Below are 17,263 nucleotides of genomic sequence, written 5' to 3' on the forward strand. Positions count from 1 at the left end.
CTTTCCACGCTCTGTACAACTTAATTTCCAAAAACGCGAACAAAATCGAAAGTTACGGGTTTTTTAACCTTTCACTGTTAGATGAAAAAAAGTTAATATACGTTGAATTAGGCTTTTGTCGCGTTATCCCTATTCCGGAGATACTCCATTGATCAACGTACTACTTGTTGATGACCATGAACTGGTGCGCGCAGGGATACGACGCATTCTTGAAGACATTAAGGGCATAAAAGTTATCGGCGAGGTTAACTGTGGTGAAGATGCCATTAAATGGTGTCGCGCTAATACGGTTGATGTCGTTCTGATGGATATGAACATGCCTGGTATCGGCGGCCTCGAAGCGACGCGGAAAATCGCACGTGGTAATGCTGATACCAAAGTGATTATGCTTACTGTCCACACGGAAAACCCGCTGCCCGCGAAAGTGATGCAGGCGGGAGCTGCAGGATACCTCAGCAAAGGTGCAGCGCCGCAGGAAATGGTGAACGCTATCCGCTCCGTGCAGTCTGGTCAGCGCTATATCGCTTCCGACATTGCTCAGCAAATGGCGCTTAGCCAAATCGAACCCGAAAAAACGGACTCGCCGTTCGACAGTTTGTCTGAACGTGAATTGCAGATTATGCTGATGATCACCAAAGGCCAGAAGGTCAATGAGATCTCAGAACAGCTACATCTGAGCCCCAAAACGGTGAATAGCTACCGCTATCGTATGTTCAGCAAATTGAACATACACGGTGACGTCGAACTGACGCATCTCGCTATTCGCCACGGGTTATGCAATGCGGAGACGTTATTAAGTCAGTGACTGAAGTTTTTGATTCGAAAGCATTTCTGAAAACGGTTACCAGTAAACCCGGCGTCTATCGTATGTATGATGCCGGTGGAACTGTTATCTATGTAGGTAAAGCGAAAGACCTGAAAAAACGGCTTTCCAGCTATTTCCGCAGCAACCTTGCCTCGCGTAAAACGGAAGCGCTGGTTGCACAGATCCAGCAGATTGATGTCACTGTTACCCATACGGAAACCGAAGCGTTGTTGCTTGAGCATAACTACATCAAGCTCTATCAGCCCCGGTATAACGTGCTGCTGCGTGACGATAAATCTTACCCGTTTATTTTTCTCAGCGGCGATACGCATCCTCGTCTTTCCATGCATCGCGGTGCTAAGCATGCGAAAGGGGAGTACTTCGGGCCTTTCCCGAACGGCTATGCCGTGCGCGAGACGTTGGCGCTGCTGCAGAAAATTTTCCCTGTTCGCCAGTGCGAGAACAGTGTCTATCGCAACCGTTCACGCCCCTGCCTGCAATACCAGATTGGCCGCTGTCTTGGGCCGTGTGTCGCCGGGTTGGTCAGCGAAGAGGAGTATGCGCAGCAGGTTGACTATGTGCGTCTCTTTCTTGCTGGTAAAGATGACCAGGTACTGACTCAGCTTATTGCTCGTATGGAAAAAGCCAGCCAGGCGCTGGAGTTTGAAGAAGCGGCGCGTGTCCGCGACCAGATTCAGGCCGTACGCCGCGTGACGGAAAAACAGTTTGTTTCTAATACTGGCGATGATTTGGATGTTATCGGCGTGGCTTTTGATGCCGGAATGGCCTGCGTACATGTGTTGTTTATCCGCCAGGGAAAAGTGCTTGGCAGTCGCAGCTATTTCCCGAAAGTGCCGGGCGGGACTGAGCTTGGCGAAGTGGTAGAGACCTTTGTTGGTCAGTTCTATTTGCAGGGTAGCCAGATGCGTACCTTGCCGAGTGAAATTTTGCTCGATTTCAACTTGAGCGATAAAACTCTGCTGAGCGACTCGCTTTCCGAACTCGCTGGCCGGCGGGTGAATGTGCAAACCAAACCGCGCGGTGACCGTGCGCGTTACCTTAAGCTGGCGCGTACTAATGCCGCCACGGCGTTGGCAACTAAACTTTCTCAGCAATCCACGGTTCACCAGCGGCTTGCAGCACTGGCCAGCGTGCTTGAGCTGCCGGAAGTGAAACGCATGGAGTGTTTCGATATCAGCCACACGATGGGTGAGCAAACCGTGGCATCATGCGTTGTATTTGATGCCAATGGGCCATTGCGGGCGGAGTATCGACGCTACAACATCAATGGAATCACGCCGGGTGATGATTACGCAGCAATGAATCAGGTGCTGCGTCGTCGTTACGGTAAAGCGATCGAAGAGAGCAAAATCCCGGATGTGATCCTCATTGATGGTGGTAAAGGGCAGTTAGGGCAAGCGAAAGCCGTTTTTGCCGAACTGGATGTGGCGTGGGATAAAAATAAACCTTTGCTGCTGGGCGTGGCGAAAGGGGCCGATCGCAAAGCGGGTCTGGAAACGTTGTTCTTCGAGCCGGAAGGGGAGGGTTTTAGCCTGCCGCCGGACTCGCCAGCGCTGCACGTTATCCAGCATATTCGCGATGAGTCACACGATCACGCCATCAGCGGACATCGCAAAAAACGCGCGAAGGTGAAAAACACCAGTTCACTGGAAACCATTGAAGGCGTCGGGCCGAAGCGACGCCAGATGTTGTTAAAATACATGGGTGGTTTACAAGGTTTACTCAATGCAAGTATTGATGAAATCTCAAAAGTGCCGGGGATCTCGCAAGGACTGGCAGAAAAGATCTACTACTCGTTGAAACATTAAGGGCTCTGTAGCACCATAGAGCGAATATTTACGGACAACAGACAGTTAACGCCACTATGCGATTTAATATCCCTACGTTGCTTACCCTATTTCGCGTCATCCTGATCCCGTTTTTCGTGCTGGCGTTTTATCTTCCCTTTCCGTGGGCACCGTTTGTTTGTGCACTGATTTTCTGTTGTGCTGCGATAACCGACTGGTTTGACGGTTTTCTGGCGCGTCGCTGGAATCAAAGCACCCGTTTTGGTGCCTTCCTCGATCCTGTTGCTGACAAAGTGCTGGTCGCGATTGCGATGGTGCTGGTCGCCGAGCACTATCACAGCTGGTGGGTGACACTGCCTGCGGCAACGATGATCGCACGAGAGATCATTATTTCCGCGCTGCGTGAATGGATGGCGGAAATGGGTAAGCGCAGCCGTGTGGCCGTTTCGTGGATTGGTAAAGTCAAAACCACTTCGCAGATGGTCGCGCTGGTAGGGCTCCTCTGGCGTCCGAATATCTGGGTTGAATATGCCGGCATTGCGCTTTTTTTTGTTGCCGCAGTGTTAACACTATGGTCAATGTTGCAATACCTCAACGCTGCGCGTGGCGATCTGCTTGAACCGTGATCGTTTCGTCGCAATTTTCAGCAAACGATCTTGGTTTTGAAAAATATCGTTGACTCAGTGCGTCAGGTAAGTAGAATGCAACGCATCGGAAGGCGGCGTAACTCGCCAGATGATAGTAAAATCAAGTGATTAGAACAGAACTTGATAATGCGGGAATAGCTCAGTTGGTAGAGCACGACCTTGCCAAGGTCGGGGTCGCGAGTTCGAGTCTCGTTTCCCGCTCCAGTTTAACGCATCGGCTATATTAGCGGGTGCGGGTTGCAAAACCTGTAGTATTCAGGCGCGTTAGCAAAGCGGTTATGTAGCGGATTGCAAATCCGTCTAGTCCGGTTCGACTCCGGAACGCGCCTCCAATTTCCTTCCCGAGCCCGGATGGTGGAATCGGTAGACACAAGGGATTTAAAATCCCTCGGCGTTCGCGCTGTGCGGGTTCAAGTCCCGCTCCGGGTACCATGGGAAATCAAGAATAAAATCAATGATAAGCAGTGTCGTGAAACCGCCCTTCAAGGCGGTTTTTTTATGCCTGTTTCCCCGCCTTCGCCATTCGTTCTCCACTCGGTTTCACCTTATAAAGGGAGCATTGCTGCCCTACAAACCACAGGAATTATTGAAACCTTGCGGTTGTTTCTCTGCGTTGGCGATGCGTTTTTATGTCCTTATATTTCCTGCTCTCATTTCACCTTTCTTTCGAAGCGGCAACATAATCCGTGTTTTTGCTGGTGCGAGTAAGCTTCACCGTGTTTGTGCGATGGCAAGCTTCTGTATAGAACGTCGTGGGGAGTGCGCAAGATGCTGACCGATTAACGAGGGGAAGGGCGGTGTGAGCATGTACATTGAACAAGCCAGCACTCACACCTGATGACGGTAATTAACCGACTTCCGGCAACAACCCGGCGACAATAGAGAATTGAATGCCAATAATCGCGATACCGCAGGCAAAAATCAGACACAGCACCGGTTTGCCGCCGAGTACGCGATAACTGCTTTGCGGATGATGCTTGCGGCTTTGCCATGCCAGCATTGAAGGCAATAACAGCGCCAGTACGGAAAGTGCAACACCGGCATAGCCCAACGCCATTACGAACCCACGTGGATAAAACAGCGCGAACGCCAGCGGCGGCAGAAAAGTGATGGCTCCTGTCTGTAAACGTCCTGCGACATTGTTGCGGCGCTGGAACAAATCGGCAAGGTAATCAAAAAGACCGAGCGATACGCCAAGGAAAGAGGTCGCAAGCGCGAGGTCGGCAAACAGATGTACCGCTAACTCAACATGTGGCGACGCCACTACTTCGCGTAATGCCTGCAACAGACAGTTAAGCCCAGCCTGGCTGGCCAGCAGTCCGATGAACGTCGAGGAATCAATACTGCCAAGCGTCGCCAATTGCCAGAAAATATAGGCCACCAGCGGGATGGCGCTGCCAGTGATAAACACTCCGCGCAGTTTACGAATATTTCCGCCCATATAACTGACGATGCTTGGTACGCTGCCGTGAAAACCAAATGAGGTAAAAATGACTGGAATAGCAGACAACGCCAGACCTTTTTCCAGTGGCATGGTCAGCAAATTAGCCTTATGAATATGTGGCATCAGCAGCGCCAGCATCACTATCAGAAACAAGAGTTTGGCGCTGAACAGAAAACGGTTAAACAGATCGACCAGGGAGGTTCCTGCGCACACGACGCCACCGGCAACGAGAGTGAACAGCAACACGCCAGTGATGGGCGAAAGCGAAATGTTAAGCCACGCACTGATGCTTGCGGCTAGCAATTCGCCTGCGCCGCTGATATATGCCGCCGTCAGCGCATACATCAAAAACATCATGCTAAAGCTTGTCACCCACTGACCATATTTCCCCAGATAACGTCGGGCCAGCGATCCAAGCCCGGTATCTGCCGGAACATGCTGATAAACCTCCAGCAGAAGAAGGGCGGTGTAACACATCACTGCCCATAAGGCGAAAAGTAAAACAAAAGTGGTCGCAAAACCTACGCCTGCCGCTGCCAGCGGCATTGCCAGCATTCCCGCGCCGATGGTTGTTCCGGCGACGATAAAAACACTACCAAGTGTTCGATTCTTCACGCTTTCCTCTGTAATAAAACGCACTGACAGCTCAAGATGCGGCGCAGAGTAAGACAATTCAGTGATTTCGTCAAACAACCGTTACATGCACTGTATTTATTTCTTTACAAATGTGACTCTTCGGGCCGTTGCACAGAGAAATTGCCGGATTTGCCCACTTCATCAGGAGCGTGTTTTTACGCGACAATCCGGCGTAACTTAAAAAATATTATAAGTTTTTAAAAATATTGAGGTTTGACAATGCCGGGTACTAATCCCTTTACAGCACGATGGTCGCGCAGCGGAAACCTGCTTTGTCACGGTCACTGGAAAATTAGCTGGCAAGGGGTAGAGATAACGTTGCCAGAGCCCCGGCAGGAAAAAGATATGGGAACGTGGGCAATCTATTCGATCATTGACCCGGATGATGAAACCTTTGTCCAGGGGCTGCCGGAAGATGAGTGGATTATTGATAACGTCGACTGGCTGACCGATCTGTTTTTCGAAAATGACATTCCGCTGGAAACGACAAATTATCGCTACTTTTACCATGCCGTGAATAAGCAGGACTGGCGATGCACCAGCTGTGCCGGATGCATGTAAACCTGTTTTAACGCAACGCCCGCATGAAATGTTGAGTTTATGATGCATCTTTTGGGGAGGATCTATGACATCCATTCACGGTCATGAAGTGTTGAATATGATGATTGAAACAGGTGAGCGCTATTCAAACGAGAGCCTGACGGCGGCAATTATTCATCGGTTTGGCGAAGCGGCGCGTTTTCATACCTGCTCAGCTGAAGGAATGACGGCGGCTGAACTGGTCGCGTTTCTGGCATCACGTGGAAAGTTTATTCCGGCGGAAGAGGGTTTTTCTACTCACGAAAGTAAAATTTGCAAGCATTAATAAAAAGGCGGTAAAGAATGTTCTTTACCGCCCGTAATATTAGTTTTGCGTGTCCAGCGTCGCCAGCTCTTTATCGATGAAATAGAGACCTTCACCGCTTTTACCTGCCAGTGTTAATTTATCAATCACTGATTTAAACAGTTTTTCTTCTTCATGTTGTTCCGCCACATACCATTGCAGGAAATTAAATGTTGGATAATCCTGAGTGGTCATCGCGACATGCGCCAGTTCGTTAATTTTCTGCGTGATCAGCTGTTCATGCTCGTACGTTGCGCGGAATAGAACATCAAGCGAAGCATAATCAGCTACCGGCGATTCAATGGTATTGATACGTGGCAAGCTGCCAGTGTCAGTCAGGTAATCAAACAGGCGCTGCATATGTGTCATCTCTTCCTGCGCGTGGCGACGCAGAAACGCGGCCGCACCTTCAAAACTATGGTAGCTGCACCAGGCGCTCATCTGCTGATAGAGCAGTGAAGAAAACAGTTCCAGATTCATTTGTTCATTTAATTTTTCGATCATCTCTGCTTTTAACATGGCGCGGCTCCATAAATATAATTATCAGGCGAAAGGTGCGCTCACTATAATTTGTTATTTAATTATTTGCAAAAGGTAAAATAAAAAATAAATACATTAAGAAGAGAATGAGAATAACACGCATTGCCAGGAATTAATTAAATAAATGAGAATTGTTTTTATCTTTAATAAAAAGATAAGCCAGTAGAATTATACTGGCTTAAGAATTTACCAGGTCGGTTTGGTTTGTGTAAAAGCCACACCACGACACTGGTATTGAATAGTCACTTTCGTATTCATACAGACCGAGCCGCTAATCAGGCTACAGGTTTGCACCGGCTGACCGTAAGGCACTGCGGTGGCGTAACCCATCTGCTGGCACTGTTTATTAGCAGTCCCCTGCGCGGTGTAGTTATCATACTTGGCGGTTTGCATCATCGACTGGTTATAGCTCAGGCGCACCAGACCGCTGATGGTATCCACGCTACTGACTTCCGCTTCTTTCGTCATCGAGCATCCCGCGAGCAGGAGCAGCGAGGCGGCTACAACGATTCTCTTCATGAAATCACTCTGTTTCATTTTGGCATGATCTCATCTTATCGCGTTGATTTGCAGGCAATCGACAGAATAACCCGCCGAACAGCCTCTACTAATCGCGACGGCACTGCGCGAAGAGCAAAAACTGTGAGCCTGCTTCTGATTTTTAAAACCATTTTTCATTAAATTTGAAAGTATGTTTGTCAGGTAGTAAGGTTTAGCCAACCTTTGCTATCTGAAGCATGTCACAGGAGATCTAAAATGAAAATTGCACTGATGATGGAAAACAGCCAGGCGGCGAAAAACGCCATCATCCTCAAAGAGCTGAAGACGGTTGCCGATGAGAAAGATTTCCCGGTATTTAACGTCGGGATGAGCGATGAGAACGACCACCATCTGACCTATATCCACCTTGGTATTATGGCCAGTATTTTGCTGAATGCCAAAGCAGTGGATTTCGTGGTAACCGGCTGTGGCACTGGCCAGGGCGCGCTGATGTCACTGAATATCCACCCGGGTGTGGTGTGCGGTTACTGTATCGATCCGGCGGATGCTTTCCTGTTCGCTCAGATCAACAACGGTAACGCACTGGCGCTGCCGTTCGCGAAAGGTTTTGGCTGGGGCGCAGAACTGAACGTGCGCTTTATCTTTGAGAAAGCCTTTACTGGCCGCAAAGGGGAAGGTTACCCGCCGGAGCGCAAAGAACCGCAGGTGCGCAACGCGGGCATTCTGAACCAGGTCAAAGCGGCAGTGGTAAAAGAGAACTATCTCGATACACTGCGTGCGATCGACCGTGAACTGGTGAAAACGGCCGTTTCTGGTGAGCGTTTCCAGAAATGCTTCTTTGAAAACTGCCAGAACAAAGAGATTGAAGCCTTCGTTCGCGAAGTCCTCGCCTGATAATAAAAAGCCGCAACGTCTGTTGCGGCTCTCTTCTTTTTCCTTTCCTGCATCAGGCTTTCTGTTTACGCGACACGGCGCTACCCGCATCCTTCGTTAGCCGCAGCGTATCAAACATGCCTACCAGACAAATCAGCGCAATAAACACAAACGCCAGTCGAAAGCTGATCCCCTCAACGGCGGTTATATGTAACCACGTACTGAGATGCTCACCAATTCGAATACCAATTGCACCCAGCGTGATGCCTAAGCCCACTGCTAATTGTGTCGCCGTGCTGAATAACGTATTGGCATAACTCATTTGCGGCGACGGTACATCGGCAAAGGCCAGCGTGCTGACGCCGGTGAACTGTACCGAACGGAACACGCCGCCGAGATAGAGGATCACAAATGTCAGCCACACCGGTGTATGCGGAGTCAATAATGCGCAGGCCAGCAGCGCTAACACATTGAGTGCGCCATTGATTAACAGCAGCTTTTTGAAACCCAGCCAGCGAATAAGCGGCGTAGTGGCAGGCTTGATGGAAAGGTTACCGGCAAACACCGCCAGCACTAACAACCCGGCGTGGAACGGATCCATGCCGAATCCTACCTGAAACAGCAGCGGCAGCAGAAATGGCACGGCGCTAATTGAGGCGCGAAACAGGGAACCGCCGTACATGGTCACGCGAAATGTCGGCACTTTCATCGCATCGAGGCGGATCATCGGCCATTTTGCTCGCCTGAAATGGCGCAAAGTAAAAATAAGCATTGTCGCGCCGAGCACCAGCAAACCCAGGGTTAATGCGCCTTGCGGATGTTCAGAACCCACCGCTTCCATTGCATACACCAGGCTGACCATCGCGACTGCGGTGGCGATAAAACCGGGCAGATCAAACGGGCGGCGTTCCTCTTCACGAATATTAGGGATAATGCGTAACGCCAACGCAATCGCCAGCAGGCCCAACGGCACATTAATAAAGAAGATCCAGCGCCAGTCGGCATAGTGGGTAATAAAACCGCCGAGCGGCGGGCCGATAATGGGTGCGACCAGCGCGGGCCAGGTCAGCGTGGCGATGGCCGTGATTAATTGATGTTTCGGTGTGGTGCGCAGCACCGCAAGGCGGCCGACCGGCACCATTAACGCACCACCGATGCCTTGTAAAATCCGCATTGAGACGAACATATCAACGCTGGTCGAAAGCCCGCAAAGCACCGAGGCGAGGGTAAAAATAGCCAGCGCCAGCGAGAAGACGTTGCGCGCGCCAAAGCGATCGGCAATCCAGCCGCTGGCGGGGATCAGCACTGCAAGCGTTATCAAATACGCGCTAATACCAATATTGAGCGCAACGGCTTCCCCGCCAAAGGTTTTTGCCATATCCGGCAACGCCGTGGCGATCACCGTACCGTCGATAAACTCCATAAAGAAAGCGCCGGCTACCAGTAGCGCAGCGGGAGAAAGACCTCCTGTCTTTCGCGAAAGGGTGCTTTCACGCATTGTGGGGCTGCCATTTAAAAAATAATTGAAGGAGCTAAAAAATGTTTTATAGCGCTAACTGCAGGATTCACATGTGAATTTTTAACAAAGATACTGCATTTTTGATTTTTGAAACGTGATTCCTGTCACATTGAACTTGCTTTTTGTGATGCGCATCATATTATATGTGCATTGAGACGTAACACCTGCATAACAAATCGCTGGAGTAACAGATGAAACTGCGTAAAATCCTGAAGCATATGTTTGAAACCTATTGCAAAACTTTCAAAGACGTACCGCCAGGCGCTATGTTCTGATGATAAAAAAACCTGCCACGCGCAGGTTTTTTTATGCCCAAAATCCGCAGGAACAAGGGCGCAAAACTACTCTTACCCGGCATTTACCGCTACTATGACGCCCACAATTAAAGGAGCCTCATATGTCGCAAAATCTTTCGGCTGATCAAGAGCTGGTCTCGGATGTCGTGGCCTGCCAACTGGTCATTAAACAAATTCTCGATGTTATCGACGTTATCGCGCCAGTTGAAGTGCGTGAGAAAATGGCGAATCAATTAAAAAGCATCGATTTTTCCACCCATCCGGCAGCTGCCGATCCGGTAACGCGCCGCGCTATCCAAAAAGCCATTGCCTTAATTGAACTGAAATTCACCCCGCAGGGCGAAGCGCACTGATTTATTCTTGCTGTGTTGCGCCTGTCGGTCTGTGACACAGCGGGGATTTTGAAACGTTGTTTTGATCAACAATAAAGCCACTGAATTCAACCAACCTTGACCAGAAGGAGTCGGGAATGAAAAAAGTGGCGGTGTTGTTGGCCCCCGGTTTTGAAGAGGCGGAAGCGATTATCACCATTGATATTCTGCGCCGCTTGCAGATAGAGGTCGAAACGCTGGCCTGCGCGGAGTCCCGCGCGGTGGTCAGCTATCACAATATCCCCATGGTGGCAGACAGTACGCTAGCCGAGCGGCAGCATACGCTGTATGACGCCATCGTACTGCCCGGCGGTCCGCAGGGTAGCGTCAATCTCGCCGCCAACCCGGCGGTGCTGCAATTTGTTGAACACCATGACGCCGCTGGGAAATTCATTTGCCCAATCTGTTCGGCCGCCGCGCGCGTGCTGGGCGCTAACGGCTTACTGAAAGGTCGCCGCTATGTTTGCTCCGGCGATTTATATGAAAACGTGCGCGACGGTGAATATGTTGATGCGCCGGTTGTGGAAGACGGCAACCTGATCAGCGGCAAAGGTCTGGGGCTGGCTTTCGATTTTGCCTTAACAATAGCCGCGCGGCTGCAAGGAAACGAAATTGCGGCGCGAGATCACGCCGAGCATATCTACTATAGCTGGTGATTTTTCCGCCCGGGTACGCTCTGTATCCGGGCACAAGGATAAGCTGGCTGACGTTATGGATTATTCAGCTTTCGCCCTTTCTATTTGTCAGACAAAAACGGCTGATTTTATGTGATAAATCGCTGAATTTATGTACGGAATTACTGTAATTCTGCCGTGTGATGCCGCTCTCCTATGGAGAATCAATTTCCCGCTAAAACTATTTCCAGCACAGAGCTCCAGGGGCGTATGGACTCTAATGCCTTGTTTTATGAACTTTTAAAAAAACTTATGAGTTGTTTTCCCTACATAAAAGAATGCTAAAGCTGGAGTTTACCATGCACAAATTCACTAAAGCGTTGGCGGCCATCGGCCTGGCTGCCGTTATGTCACAATCCGCTATCGCTGAAACCATGAAGCTCGGGTTCCTGGTTAAACAGCCGGAGGAGCCCTGGTTCCAGACGGAGTGGCGGTTCGCCGACAAGGCAGGCAAAGATTTAGGTTTTGAAGTGATCAAAATCGCCGTTCCCGACGGTGAGAAAACCCTGAACGCCATTGATAGCCTGGCGGCAAGCGGGGCGAAAGGTTTTGTTATTTGTACTCCCGATCCAAAACTGGGGTCTGCAATTGTGGCCAAAGCCCGCGGCTACGATATGAAAGTCATCACCGTGGACGACCAGTTCGTTAACGCGAAAGGTGAGCCAATGACGTCGGTGCCGTTAGTGATGATGGCGGCGAGTGAGATTGGCGCGCGTCAGGGCGATGAGTTGTACAAAGAGATGCAAAAACGCGGCTGGGATGTGAAACAGACCGGCGTGATGGCAATTACGGCTAACGAACTGGATACCGCTCGCCGCCGTACCACTGGCTCCATGGACGCGCTGAAAAAAGCCGGTTTCCCGGAAAAACAGATCTACCAGGTGCCGACGAAATCGAACGATATCCCCGGTGCGTTTGATGCCGGTAACTCCCTGCTGGTACAGCATCCGGAAGTGAAACACTGGCTGGTACTGGGCATGAATGACAACACAGTACTTGGCGGCGTGCGTGCAACGGAAGGGCAGGGCTTTAAAGCGGCGGACGTTATTGGTATCGGCATTAACGGTGTGGATGCGGTGAGCGAACTGTCCAAAGCACAGGCGACGGGCTTCTTCGGTTCTCTGCTGCCAAGCCCGGACGTTCACGGCTACAAAACCAGTGAGCTGCTGTACAACTGGGTGACCAAAGGCGTGGAGCCGCCGAAATTCACCGCCGTTACGGATGTGGTGTTGATCACCCGCGATAACTTCAAAGAAGAGCTGGCGAAAAAAGGACTGTAATTCTCTGTTGGTTGCGCTCCCCGCATCTGCGGGGAGCCAGACGTACAATGAACTGTTTTGCGGAGACGTTATGCAACAGTCTACTCCTTACCTCTCGTTTCGCGGCATCGGTAAGACTTTCCCCGGTGTGAAAGCGCTCAGCGAGATCAGTTTTGATTGTTATGCCGGGCAGGTTCACGCCTTGATGGGTGAGAATGGTGCCGGTAAATCAACGCTACTCAAAATCCTCAGCGGCAACTACGCGCCGACGACCGGTACGCTGGCAATAAAAGGAGAAGAGGTCTCCTTTGCCGATACGACCGCCGCGCTGAACGCTGGAGTAGCCATTATTTACCAAGAGCTGCATCTGGTGCCGGAAATGACCGTCGCCGAGAACATCTACCTGGGCCAGTTGCCGCATAAAGGCGGCATTGTGAACCGTTCACTGCTCAATTATGAAGCGGGTTTGCAGCTTAAGCATCTGGGGCTGGATATAGACCCACAAACACCGCTGAAATACCTCTCCATCGGCCAATGGCAGATGGTGGAAATTGCCAAGGCGCTGGCGCGTAACGCCAAAGTTATTGCCTTCGATGAACCCACCAGTTCCCTTTCGGCGCGGGAAATCGACAACCTGTTTCGCGTGATCCGCGAGCTGCGTAAAGAGGGGCGCGTCATCCTTTATGTCTCCCACCGTATGGAGGAGATATTTGCCCTGAGTGATGCCATTACGGTGTTTAAAGATGGCCGCTATGTGCGTACTTTTGCCGATATGCAGCAGGTGAACCATGACCAACTGGTGAAGGCAATGGTCGGGCGCGAGCTGGGCGATATTTACGGCTGGCAGCCGCGCGAATATGGCGAGCAACGTCTGCGCCTGGAGCAGGTGAAAGCGCCGGGCGTACGCACGCCGATTAGCCTGAGCGTGCGCAGCGGGGAAATTGTCGGCCTGTTTGGCCTGGTCGGTGCCGGTCGCAGTGAGTTGATGAAAGGGCTGTTTGGCGCAACGCAAATTACCGAAGGGCAGGTGTTTATCGATGGCGAGCTGGTCAATATCCACAAACCCGCTCACGCGATCCGTGCTGGCATGATGCTATGCCCGGAGGATCGCAAAGCCGAAGGCATTATCCCGGTTCACTCGGTGCAGGAGAACATCAATATCAGCGCCCGGCGCAAATACATTCGCGCAGGGTGTCTCATCAACAATGGCTGGGAGAGCGAAAACGCGGAACACCATATTCGCTCGCTCAATATCAAAACGCCGGGGGCGGATCAGCTGATTATGAATCTTTCCGGCGGTAACCAGCAGAAAGCCATTCTCGGGCGTTGGTTGTCGGAAGAGATGAAGGTGATCCTGCTCGATGAGCCTACGCGTGGGATTGACGTCGGGGCGAAACATGAAATCTACAACGTGATTTATGCGCTGGCGGCACGTGGTGTGGCGGTGCTGTTTGCTTCCAGTGATTTGCCGGAAGTCCTCGGCGTCGCCGACCGTATAGTGGTGATGCGTGAAGGCGAAATAGCCGGTGAGTTGTTACACGGTCAGGGCGATGAACAGCAGGCGCTGAGCCTTGCGATGCCGAAAGTGAGCCAGGCTGTCGCCTGAGTAAGGAGAATACGATGTCATCTTTAACTACGTCCCGTGCGCCGAAGTCGGCGTTCAGCTTCGGGCGCATCTGGGATCAGTTCGGCATGCTGGTGGTGTTCGCCGCGCTGTTCATTGGTTGCGCTGTTTTCGTGCCGAACTTTGCCTCTTTCGTCAATATGAAAGGTCTGGGGCTGGCAATTTCCATGTCCGGCATGGTGGCCTGCGGCATGCTTTTTTGCCTGGCGTCCGGCGATTTCGACCTCTCTGTCGCGTCTGTGATTGCTTGCGCCGGGGTGACCACGGCGGTAGTCATCAACCTCAGCGAAAGCCTGTGGATTGGGGTATTTGCCGGGTTGCTACTCGGTGTGGTGAGCGGGTTTATTAACGGCTTTGTCATTGCGCGTTTGAAAATCAACGCCCTGATAACCACGCTGGCAACAATGCAGATTGTGCGCGGGTTGGCCTATATCATCTCTGATGGTAAAGCGGTGGGGATTGAAGATGAGCGCTTCTTCACGCTCGGCTATGCTAACTGGCTTGGGTTGCCTGCGCCTATCTGGCTGACGGTCGGTTGCCTGATTATTTTTGGCTTCTTGCTTAATAAAACCACCTTTGGCCGTAATACGCTGGCAATTGGCGGTAACGAAGAGGCAGCAAGGCTGGCGGGTGTGCCAGTGGTCAGAACCAAGATCATTATCTTTGTGCTCTCAGGCCTTGTGTCAGCGGCGGCGGGGATCATTCTTGCTTCACGTATGACCAGCGGGCAGCCAATGACTTCGATCGGTTATGAGCTAATTGTTATTTCAGCCTGCGTGCTGGGGGGCGTGTCGCTGAAAGGTGGGATCGGTAAAATTTCCTACGTTGTGGCCGGTATCTTGATTCTGGGTACCGTGGAAAACGCGATGAACCTGCTGAATATCTCTCCCTTCTCACAATACGTTGTGCGCGGTTTGATCCTGCTGGCGGCGGTGATTTTCGACCGCTATAAACAAAAAGCCAAACGTACTGTTTGATGCTTATTGCTTAAATTTCGCACACAACCTATTAGTCTAACTCCAGACCTTACCAGCCGCTAATCCGGCTGGTAAGTCATGTTTAAAATGGCGAGCAGCGTCACACTGTCTATACTTACATGGCTAATGATAATGAGACGTTTGTGAAAAACGGCTCTCATCTAACACTGTAAGGAGGAAACCAGGGTGGAAGACGCACTATCTATACCGCCTCTCACTTCCGGTAATTTTGCCTTTTTTTTCGATTTGGATGGCACCCTCGCGGAGATCAAACCGCACCCGGATGATGTTTTTATCCCTGAAAATGTGCTGACCAGACTTTCATTGCTTGCTGAGCTAAATGACAGGGCGTTGGCATTGATTTCAGGGCGTTCAATTGCTGAGCTGGAACAGCTCGCCAAACCGTATTGTTTCCCGCTTGCCGGGGTACATGGGGCGGAGCGCCGCGATATCAATGGTCGAACCGAACGAATGACGTTACCGGAGGCGGTTTTGCAACCGCTGGAGCGTGAACTTCGGCATGGGATTGCCTCGCTTACCGGCGTTGAACTTGAAACTAAAGGGATGGCATTTGCACTGCATTATCGCCAGGCTCCGCAACATGAAGATGCGGTCTTTGCCCTGGCAAAATCGCTTATCTCACACTACCCGCAACTGGCGATGCAGCCGGGAAAATGCGTGGTAGAGCTGAAACCCACGGGCATTCATAAAGGCGCAGCTATTGAAGCTTTTATGCAAACGCCGCCCTTTCTCGGCAAGAAACCGGTGTTTCTTGGCGACGATCTGACTGACGAACATGGGTTTAAAGCCGTTAACAAACTTGGCGGCATATCGATAAAAGTCGGCTCGGGCGCAACACAGGCAAGGTGGCGTCTGGCTGGCGTAAATGATGTCTATCAATGGCTTGAAAAACTTGTCGACCATCAACAACAAGAACAACGGGCGCTAACAAACAGGAGAGATGGCTATGAGTCGCTTAGTCGTAGTATCTAATCGTATTGCTCCGCCTGATGATAAAAAATCCAGTGCTGGCGGGCTGGCTGTAGGGATCCTTGGGGCGCTAAAAGCGACCGGTGGGCTGTGGTTTGGCTGGAGCGGAGAGACCGGTGACGAGGATAAACCGCTAAAAAAGGTCACGAAGGGGAATATTACCTGGGCCTCGTTTAACCTCAGTGAAGAGCATTACGATCAATATTATTCGCAGTTTTCGAATGGGGTATTGTGGCCCGCTTTCCACTATCGTCTGGATTTGGTTAAGTTCCAGCGCGAAGCCTGGGAAGGCTACCAGGATGTCAATGCGCTGCTGGCAGACAAGCTGCTGCCGCTGATTAAAGAAGACGACATTCTGTGGATCCATGATTACCATCTGTTGCCGTTCGCCAGCGAGCTGCGTAAGCGCGGCGTTAACAACCAGATCGGCTTCTTCCTGCATATTCCTTTCCCGACCCCGGAAATTTTCAATGCCTTGCCGCCGCACGCTGAGTTGCTTGAGCAACTGTGTGATTACGACTTGCTGGGCTTCCAGACTGAAAGCGATCGCCTGGCCTTCCTCGATAGCTTGTCGATGCAAACAAGGCTAACCACCCGCAGTGGGAAAGAGCATGTTGCCTGGGGCAAAACCTTCCGCACGGAAGTCTACCCAATCGGTATTGAGCCACAAGAAATCGCGCAACAAGCCGCCGGGCCATTACCGACCAAACTGGCGCAGTTGAAAAATGAACTGAAGAATGTGAAAAACATCTTCTCGGTGGAGCGTCTGGATTACTCCAAAGGCTTGCCGGAACGCTTCCTGGCATATGAAACCCTGCTTGAGAAGTTCCCTCAGCACCACGGTAAGATCCGTTATACGCAGATAGCGCCCACCTCGCGTGGCGAAGTGCAGGCCTACCAGGATATTCGTCATCAACTGGAAACAGAAGCCGGGCGCATCAATGGGAAATACGGTCAGCTTGGCTGGACGCCGCTTTATTACCTCAACCAGCATTTTGATCGCAAAGTGTTGATGAAGGTATTCCGCTATGCGGAAGTCGGGTTGGTGACACCGCTGCGTGACGGTATGAACCTGGTGGCGAAAGAGTACGTGGCGGCTCAGGATCCTGAAAATCCGGGGGTGTTAATTCTTTCGCAGTTTGCCGGTGCGGCGAACGAACTGACATCGGCGTTGATCGTCAACCCTTACGATCGCGATGATGTCGCGGCGGCGATGGACAGGGCATTAAGGATGCCGCTGGCGGAGCGTATTTCGCGCCATGCGGAAATGCTCAAAGTTATCAAGGAGAATGATATCCATCGCTGGCAGCAGAGGTTTATCAGCGATTTAAAGCGCATCACGCCACGTAGCGTACAAAGCCAGCTACAAAGCAAAGTGGCGACCTTTCCAAAGCTAGCCTGACGTAACGAACGCTC

Annotated in this window: 18 protein-coding genes and 3 tRNA genes; 17 read left to right on the forward strand and 4 right to left on the reverse strand. The window is 51.2% G+C overall.

Annotation, left to right across the window (positions count from 1 at the left end; all coding sequences use genetic code 11):
- The first annotated feature begins 148 nt into the window (after positions 1-148).
- The 6 genes from uvrY (at position 149) to E0L21_RS11195 (ending at position 3,692) form a co-directional block, all read left to right on the forward strand.
- The gene (gene uvrY, locus E0L21_RS11170) at positions 149-805 is read left to right on the forward strand and encodes a UvrY/SirA/GacA family response regulator transcription factor (RefSeq protein ID WP_131409474.1); all 657 of its coding nucleotides are present in this window, start codon (positions 149-151) and stop codon (positions 803-805) included.
- Complete coding sequence (gene uvrC / locus E0L21_RS11175) at positions 802-2,634, forward strand: excinuclease ABC subunit UvrC (protein ID WP_131409476.1); 1,833 nt, start codon at positions 802-804, stop codon at positions 2,632-2,634. The genes uvrY and uvrC overlap by 4 nt, the downstream gene beginning before the upstream one ends.
- A 56-nt stretch (positions 2,635-2,690) precedes the next feature.
- The gene (gene pgsA / locus E0L21_RS11180) at positions 2,691-3,239 is read left to right on the forward strand and encodes a CDP-diacylglycerol--glycerol-3-phosphate 3-phosphatidyltransferase (protein WP_131409478.1); all 549 of its coding nucleotides are present in this window, start codon (positions 2,691-2,693) and stop codon (positions 3,237-3,239) included.
- Between the two features lie 149 nt (positions 3,240-3,388).
- Positions 3,389-3,464, forward strand: a tRNA-Gly gene (locus E0L21_RS11185).
- Between the two features lie 54 nt (positions 3,465-3,518).
- Positions 3,519-3,592, forward strand: a tRNA-Cys gene (locus E0L21_RS11190).
- Positions 3,593-3,605: 13 nt separating this feature from the next.
- Positions 3,606-3,692, forward strand: a tRNA-Leu gene (locus E0L21_RS11195).
- Positions 3,693-4,107: 415 nt separating this feature from the next.
- Here the strand turns inward: E0L21_RS11195 and tyrP are convergent.
- On the reverse strand, positions 4,108-5,319 hold the full coding sequence (gene tyrP / locus E0L21_RS11200; protein WP_131409480.1) for a tyrosine transporter TyrP: 1,212 nt from the start codon (positions 5,317-5,319) through the stop codon (positions 4,108-4,110).
- Between the two features lie 240 nt (positions 5,320-5,559).
- On the opposite strand from tyrP, the gene E0L21_RS11205 reads away from it, so the two are divergent.
- A complete protein-coding gene (locus E0L21_RS11205; protein ID WP_131409482.1) occupies positions 5,560-5,901 on the forward strand; it encodes a hypothetical protein in 342 nt (113 codons plus the stop codon).
- Between the two features lie 64 nt (positions 5,902-5,965).
- Positions 5,966-6,205 (forward strand): YecH family metal-binding protein, encoded by a 240-nt coding sequence (locus E0L21_RS11210; protein ID WP_131409484.1) that lies wholly within the window; start codon positions 5,966-5,968, stop codon positions 6,203-6,205.
- Positions 6,206-6,244: 39 nt separating this feature from the next.
- On the opposite strand, the gene ftnA is transcribed toward E0L21_RS11210, so the two are convergent.
- Together ftnA and yecR are read right to left on the reverse strand one after the other, a co-directional pair.
- Complete coding sequence (gene ftnA / locus E0L21_RS11215; RefSeq protein WP_017458333.1) at positions 6,245-6,742, reverse strand: non-heme ferritin; 498 nt, start codon at positions 6,740-6,742, stop codon at positions 6,245-6,247.
- A 207-nt stretch (positions 6,743-6,949) separates the two neighbouring features.
- Positions 6,950-7,282 carry a YecR family lipoprotein gene (gene yecR / locus E0L21_RS11220; RefSeq protein WP_165501904.1) on the reverse strand — a complete coding sequence of 111 codons (333 nt, stop codon included), beginning with the start codon at positions 7,280-7,282 and terminating at the stop codon, positions 6,950-6,952.
- 237 nt (positions 7,283-7,519) lie between these two features.
- On the opposite strand from yecR, the gene E0L21_RS11225 reads away from it, so the two are divergent.
- Positions 7,520-8,158, forward strand: coding sequence for an RpiB/LacA/LacB family sugar-phosphate isomerase (locus E0L21_RS11225; RefSeq protein WP_017458331.1), 639 nt, complete (start codon positions 7,520-7,522; stop codon positions 8,156-8,158).
- Between the two features lie 52 nt (positions 8,159-8,210).
- Here E0L21_RS11225 and E0L21_RS11230 read toward each other — a convergent pair whose 3' ends face one another.
- Complete coding sequence (locus tag E0L21_RS11230; RefSeq protein ID WP_131409488.1) at positions 8,211-9,635, reverse strand: MFS transporter; 1,425 nt, start codon at positions 9,633-9,635, stop codon at positions 8,211-8,213.
- Between the two features lie 212 nt (positions 9,636-9,847).
- On the opposite strand from E0L21_RS11230, the gene azuC reads away from it, so the two are divergent.
- The 8 genes from azuC to otsA all read left to right on the forward strand — a co-directional run bounded on the left by azuC (position 9,848) and on the right by otsA (position 17,249).
- Positions 9,848-9,931 carry a stress response protein AzuC gene (gene azuC, locus E0L21_RS11235; RefSeq protein WP_017458329.1) on the forward strand — a complete coding sequence of 28 codons (84 nt, stop codon included), beginning with the start codon at positions 9,848-9,850 and terminating at the stop codon, positions 9,929-9,931.
- A gap of 122 nt (positions 9,932-10,053) precedes the next feature.
- Positions 10,054-10,305 carry a DUF2766 family protein gene (locus E0L21_RS11240; RefSeq protein WP_017458328.1) on the forward strand — a complete coding sequence of 84 codons (252 nt, stop codon included), beginning with the start codon at positions 10,054-10,056 and terminating at the stop codon, positions 10,303-10,305.
- Between the two features lie 116 nt (positions 10,306-10,421).
- Complete coding sequence (locus E0L21_RS11245; protein ID WP_131409490.1) at positions 10,422-10,979, forward strand: DJ-1 family glyoxalase III; 558 nt, start codon at positions 10,422-10,424, stop codon at positions 10,977-10,979.
- A 317-nt stretch (positions 10,980-11,296) separates the two neighbouring features.
- Positions 11,297-12,277, forward strand: coding sequence for an arabinose ABC transporter substrate-binding protein (locus E0L21_RS11250; RefSeq protein ID WP_131409492.1), 981 nt, complete (start codon positions 11,297-11,299; stop codon positions 12,275-12,277).
- A gap of 70 nt (positions 12,278-12,347) precedes the next feature.
- Positions 12,348-13,862, forward strand: coding sequence for an L-arabinose ABC transporter ATP-binding protein AraG (araG, locus tag E0L21_RS11255; RefSeq protein WP_131409494.1), 1,515 nt, complete (start codon positions 12,348-12,350; stop codon positions 13,860-13,862).
- A gap of 14 nt (positions 13,863-13,876) precedes the next feature.
- Entirely contained in the window at positions 13,877-14,857 is a 981-nt protein-coding gene (gene araH, locus E0L21_RS11260; RefSeq protein WP_131409496.1) for an L-arabinose ABC transporter permease AraH, read from the forward strand.
- 186 nt (positions 14,858-15,043) lie between these two features.
- Positions 15,044-15,850, forward strand: coding sequence for a trehalose-phosphatase (gene otsB, locus E0L21_RS11265; RefSeq protein WP_131409498.1), 807 nt, complete (start codon positions 15,044-15,046; stop codon positions 15,848-15,850).
- Positions 15,825-17,249 (forward strand): alpha,alpha-trehalose-phosphate synthase, encoded by a 1,425-nt coding sequence (gene otsA / locus E0L21_RS11270; RefSeq protein ID WP_131409500.1) that lies wholly within the window; start codon positions 15,825-15,827, stop codon positions 17,247-17,249. The genes otsB and otsA overlap by 26 nt, the downstream gene beginning before the upstream one ends.
- The last annotated feature ends 14 nt before the right edge of the window (positions 17,250-17,263 follow it).

The organism is Kosakonia quasisacchari, assembly GCF_004331415.1.
GTDB lineage: Bacteria > Pseudomonadota > Gammaproteobacteria > Enterobacterales > Enterobacteriaceae > Kosakonia > Kosakonia quasisacchari.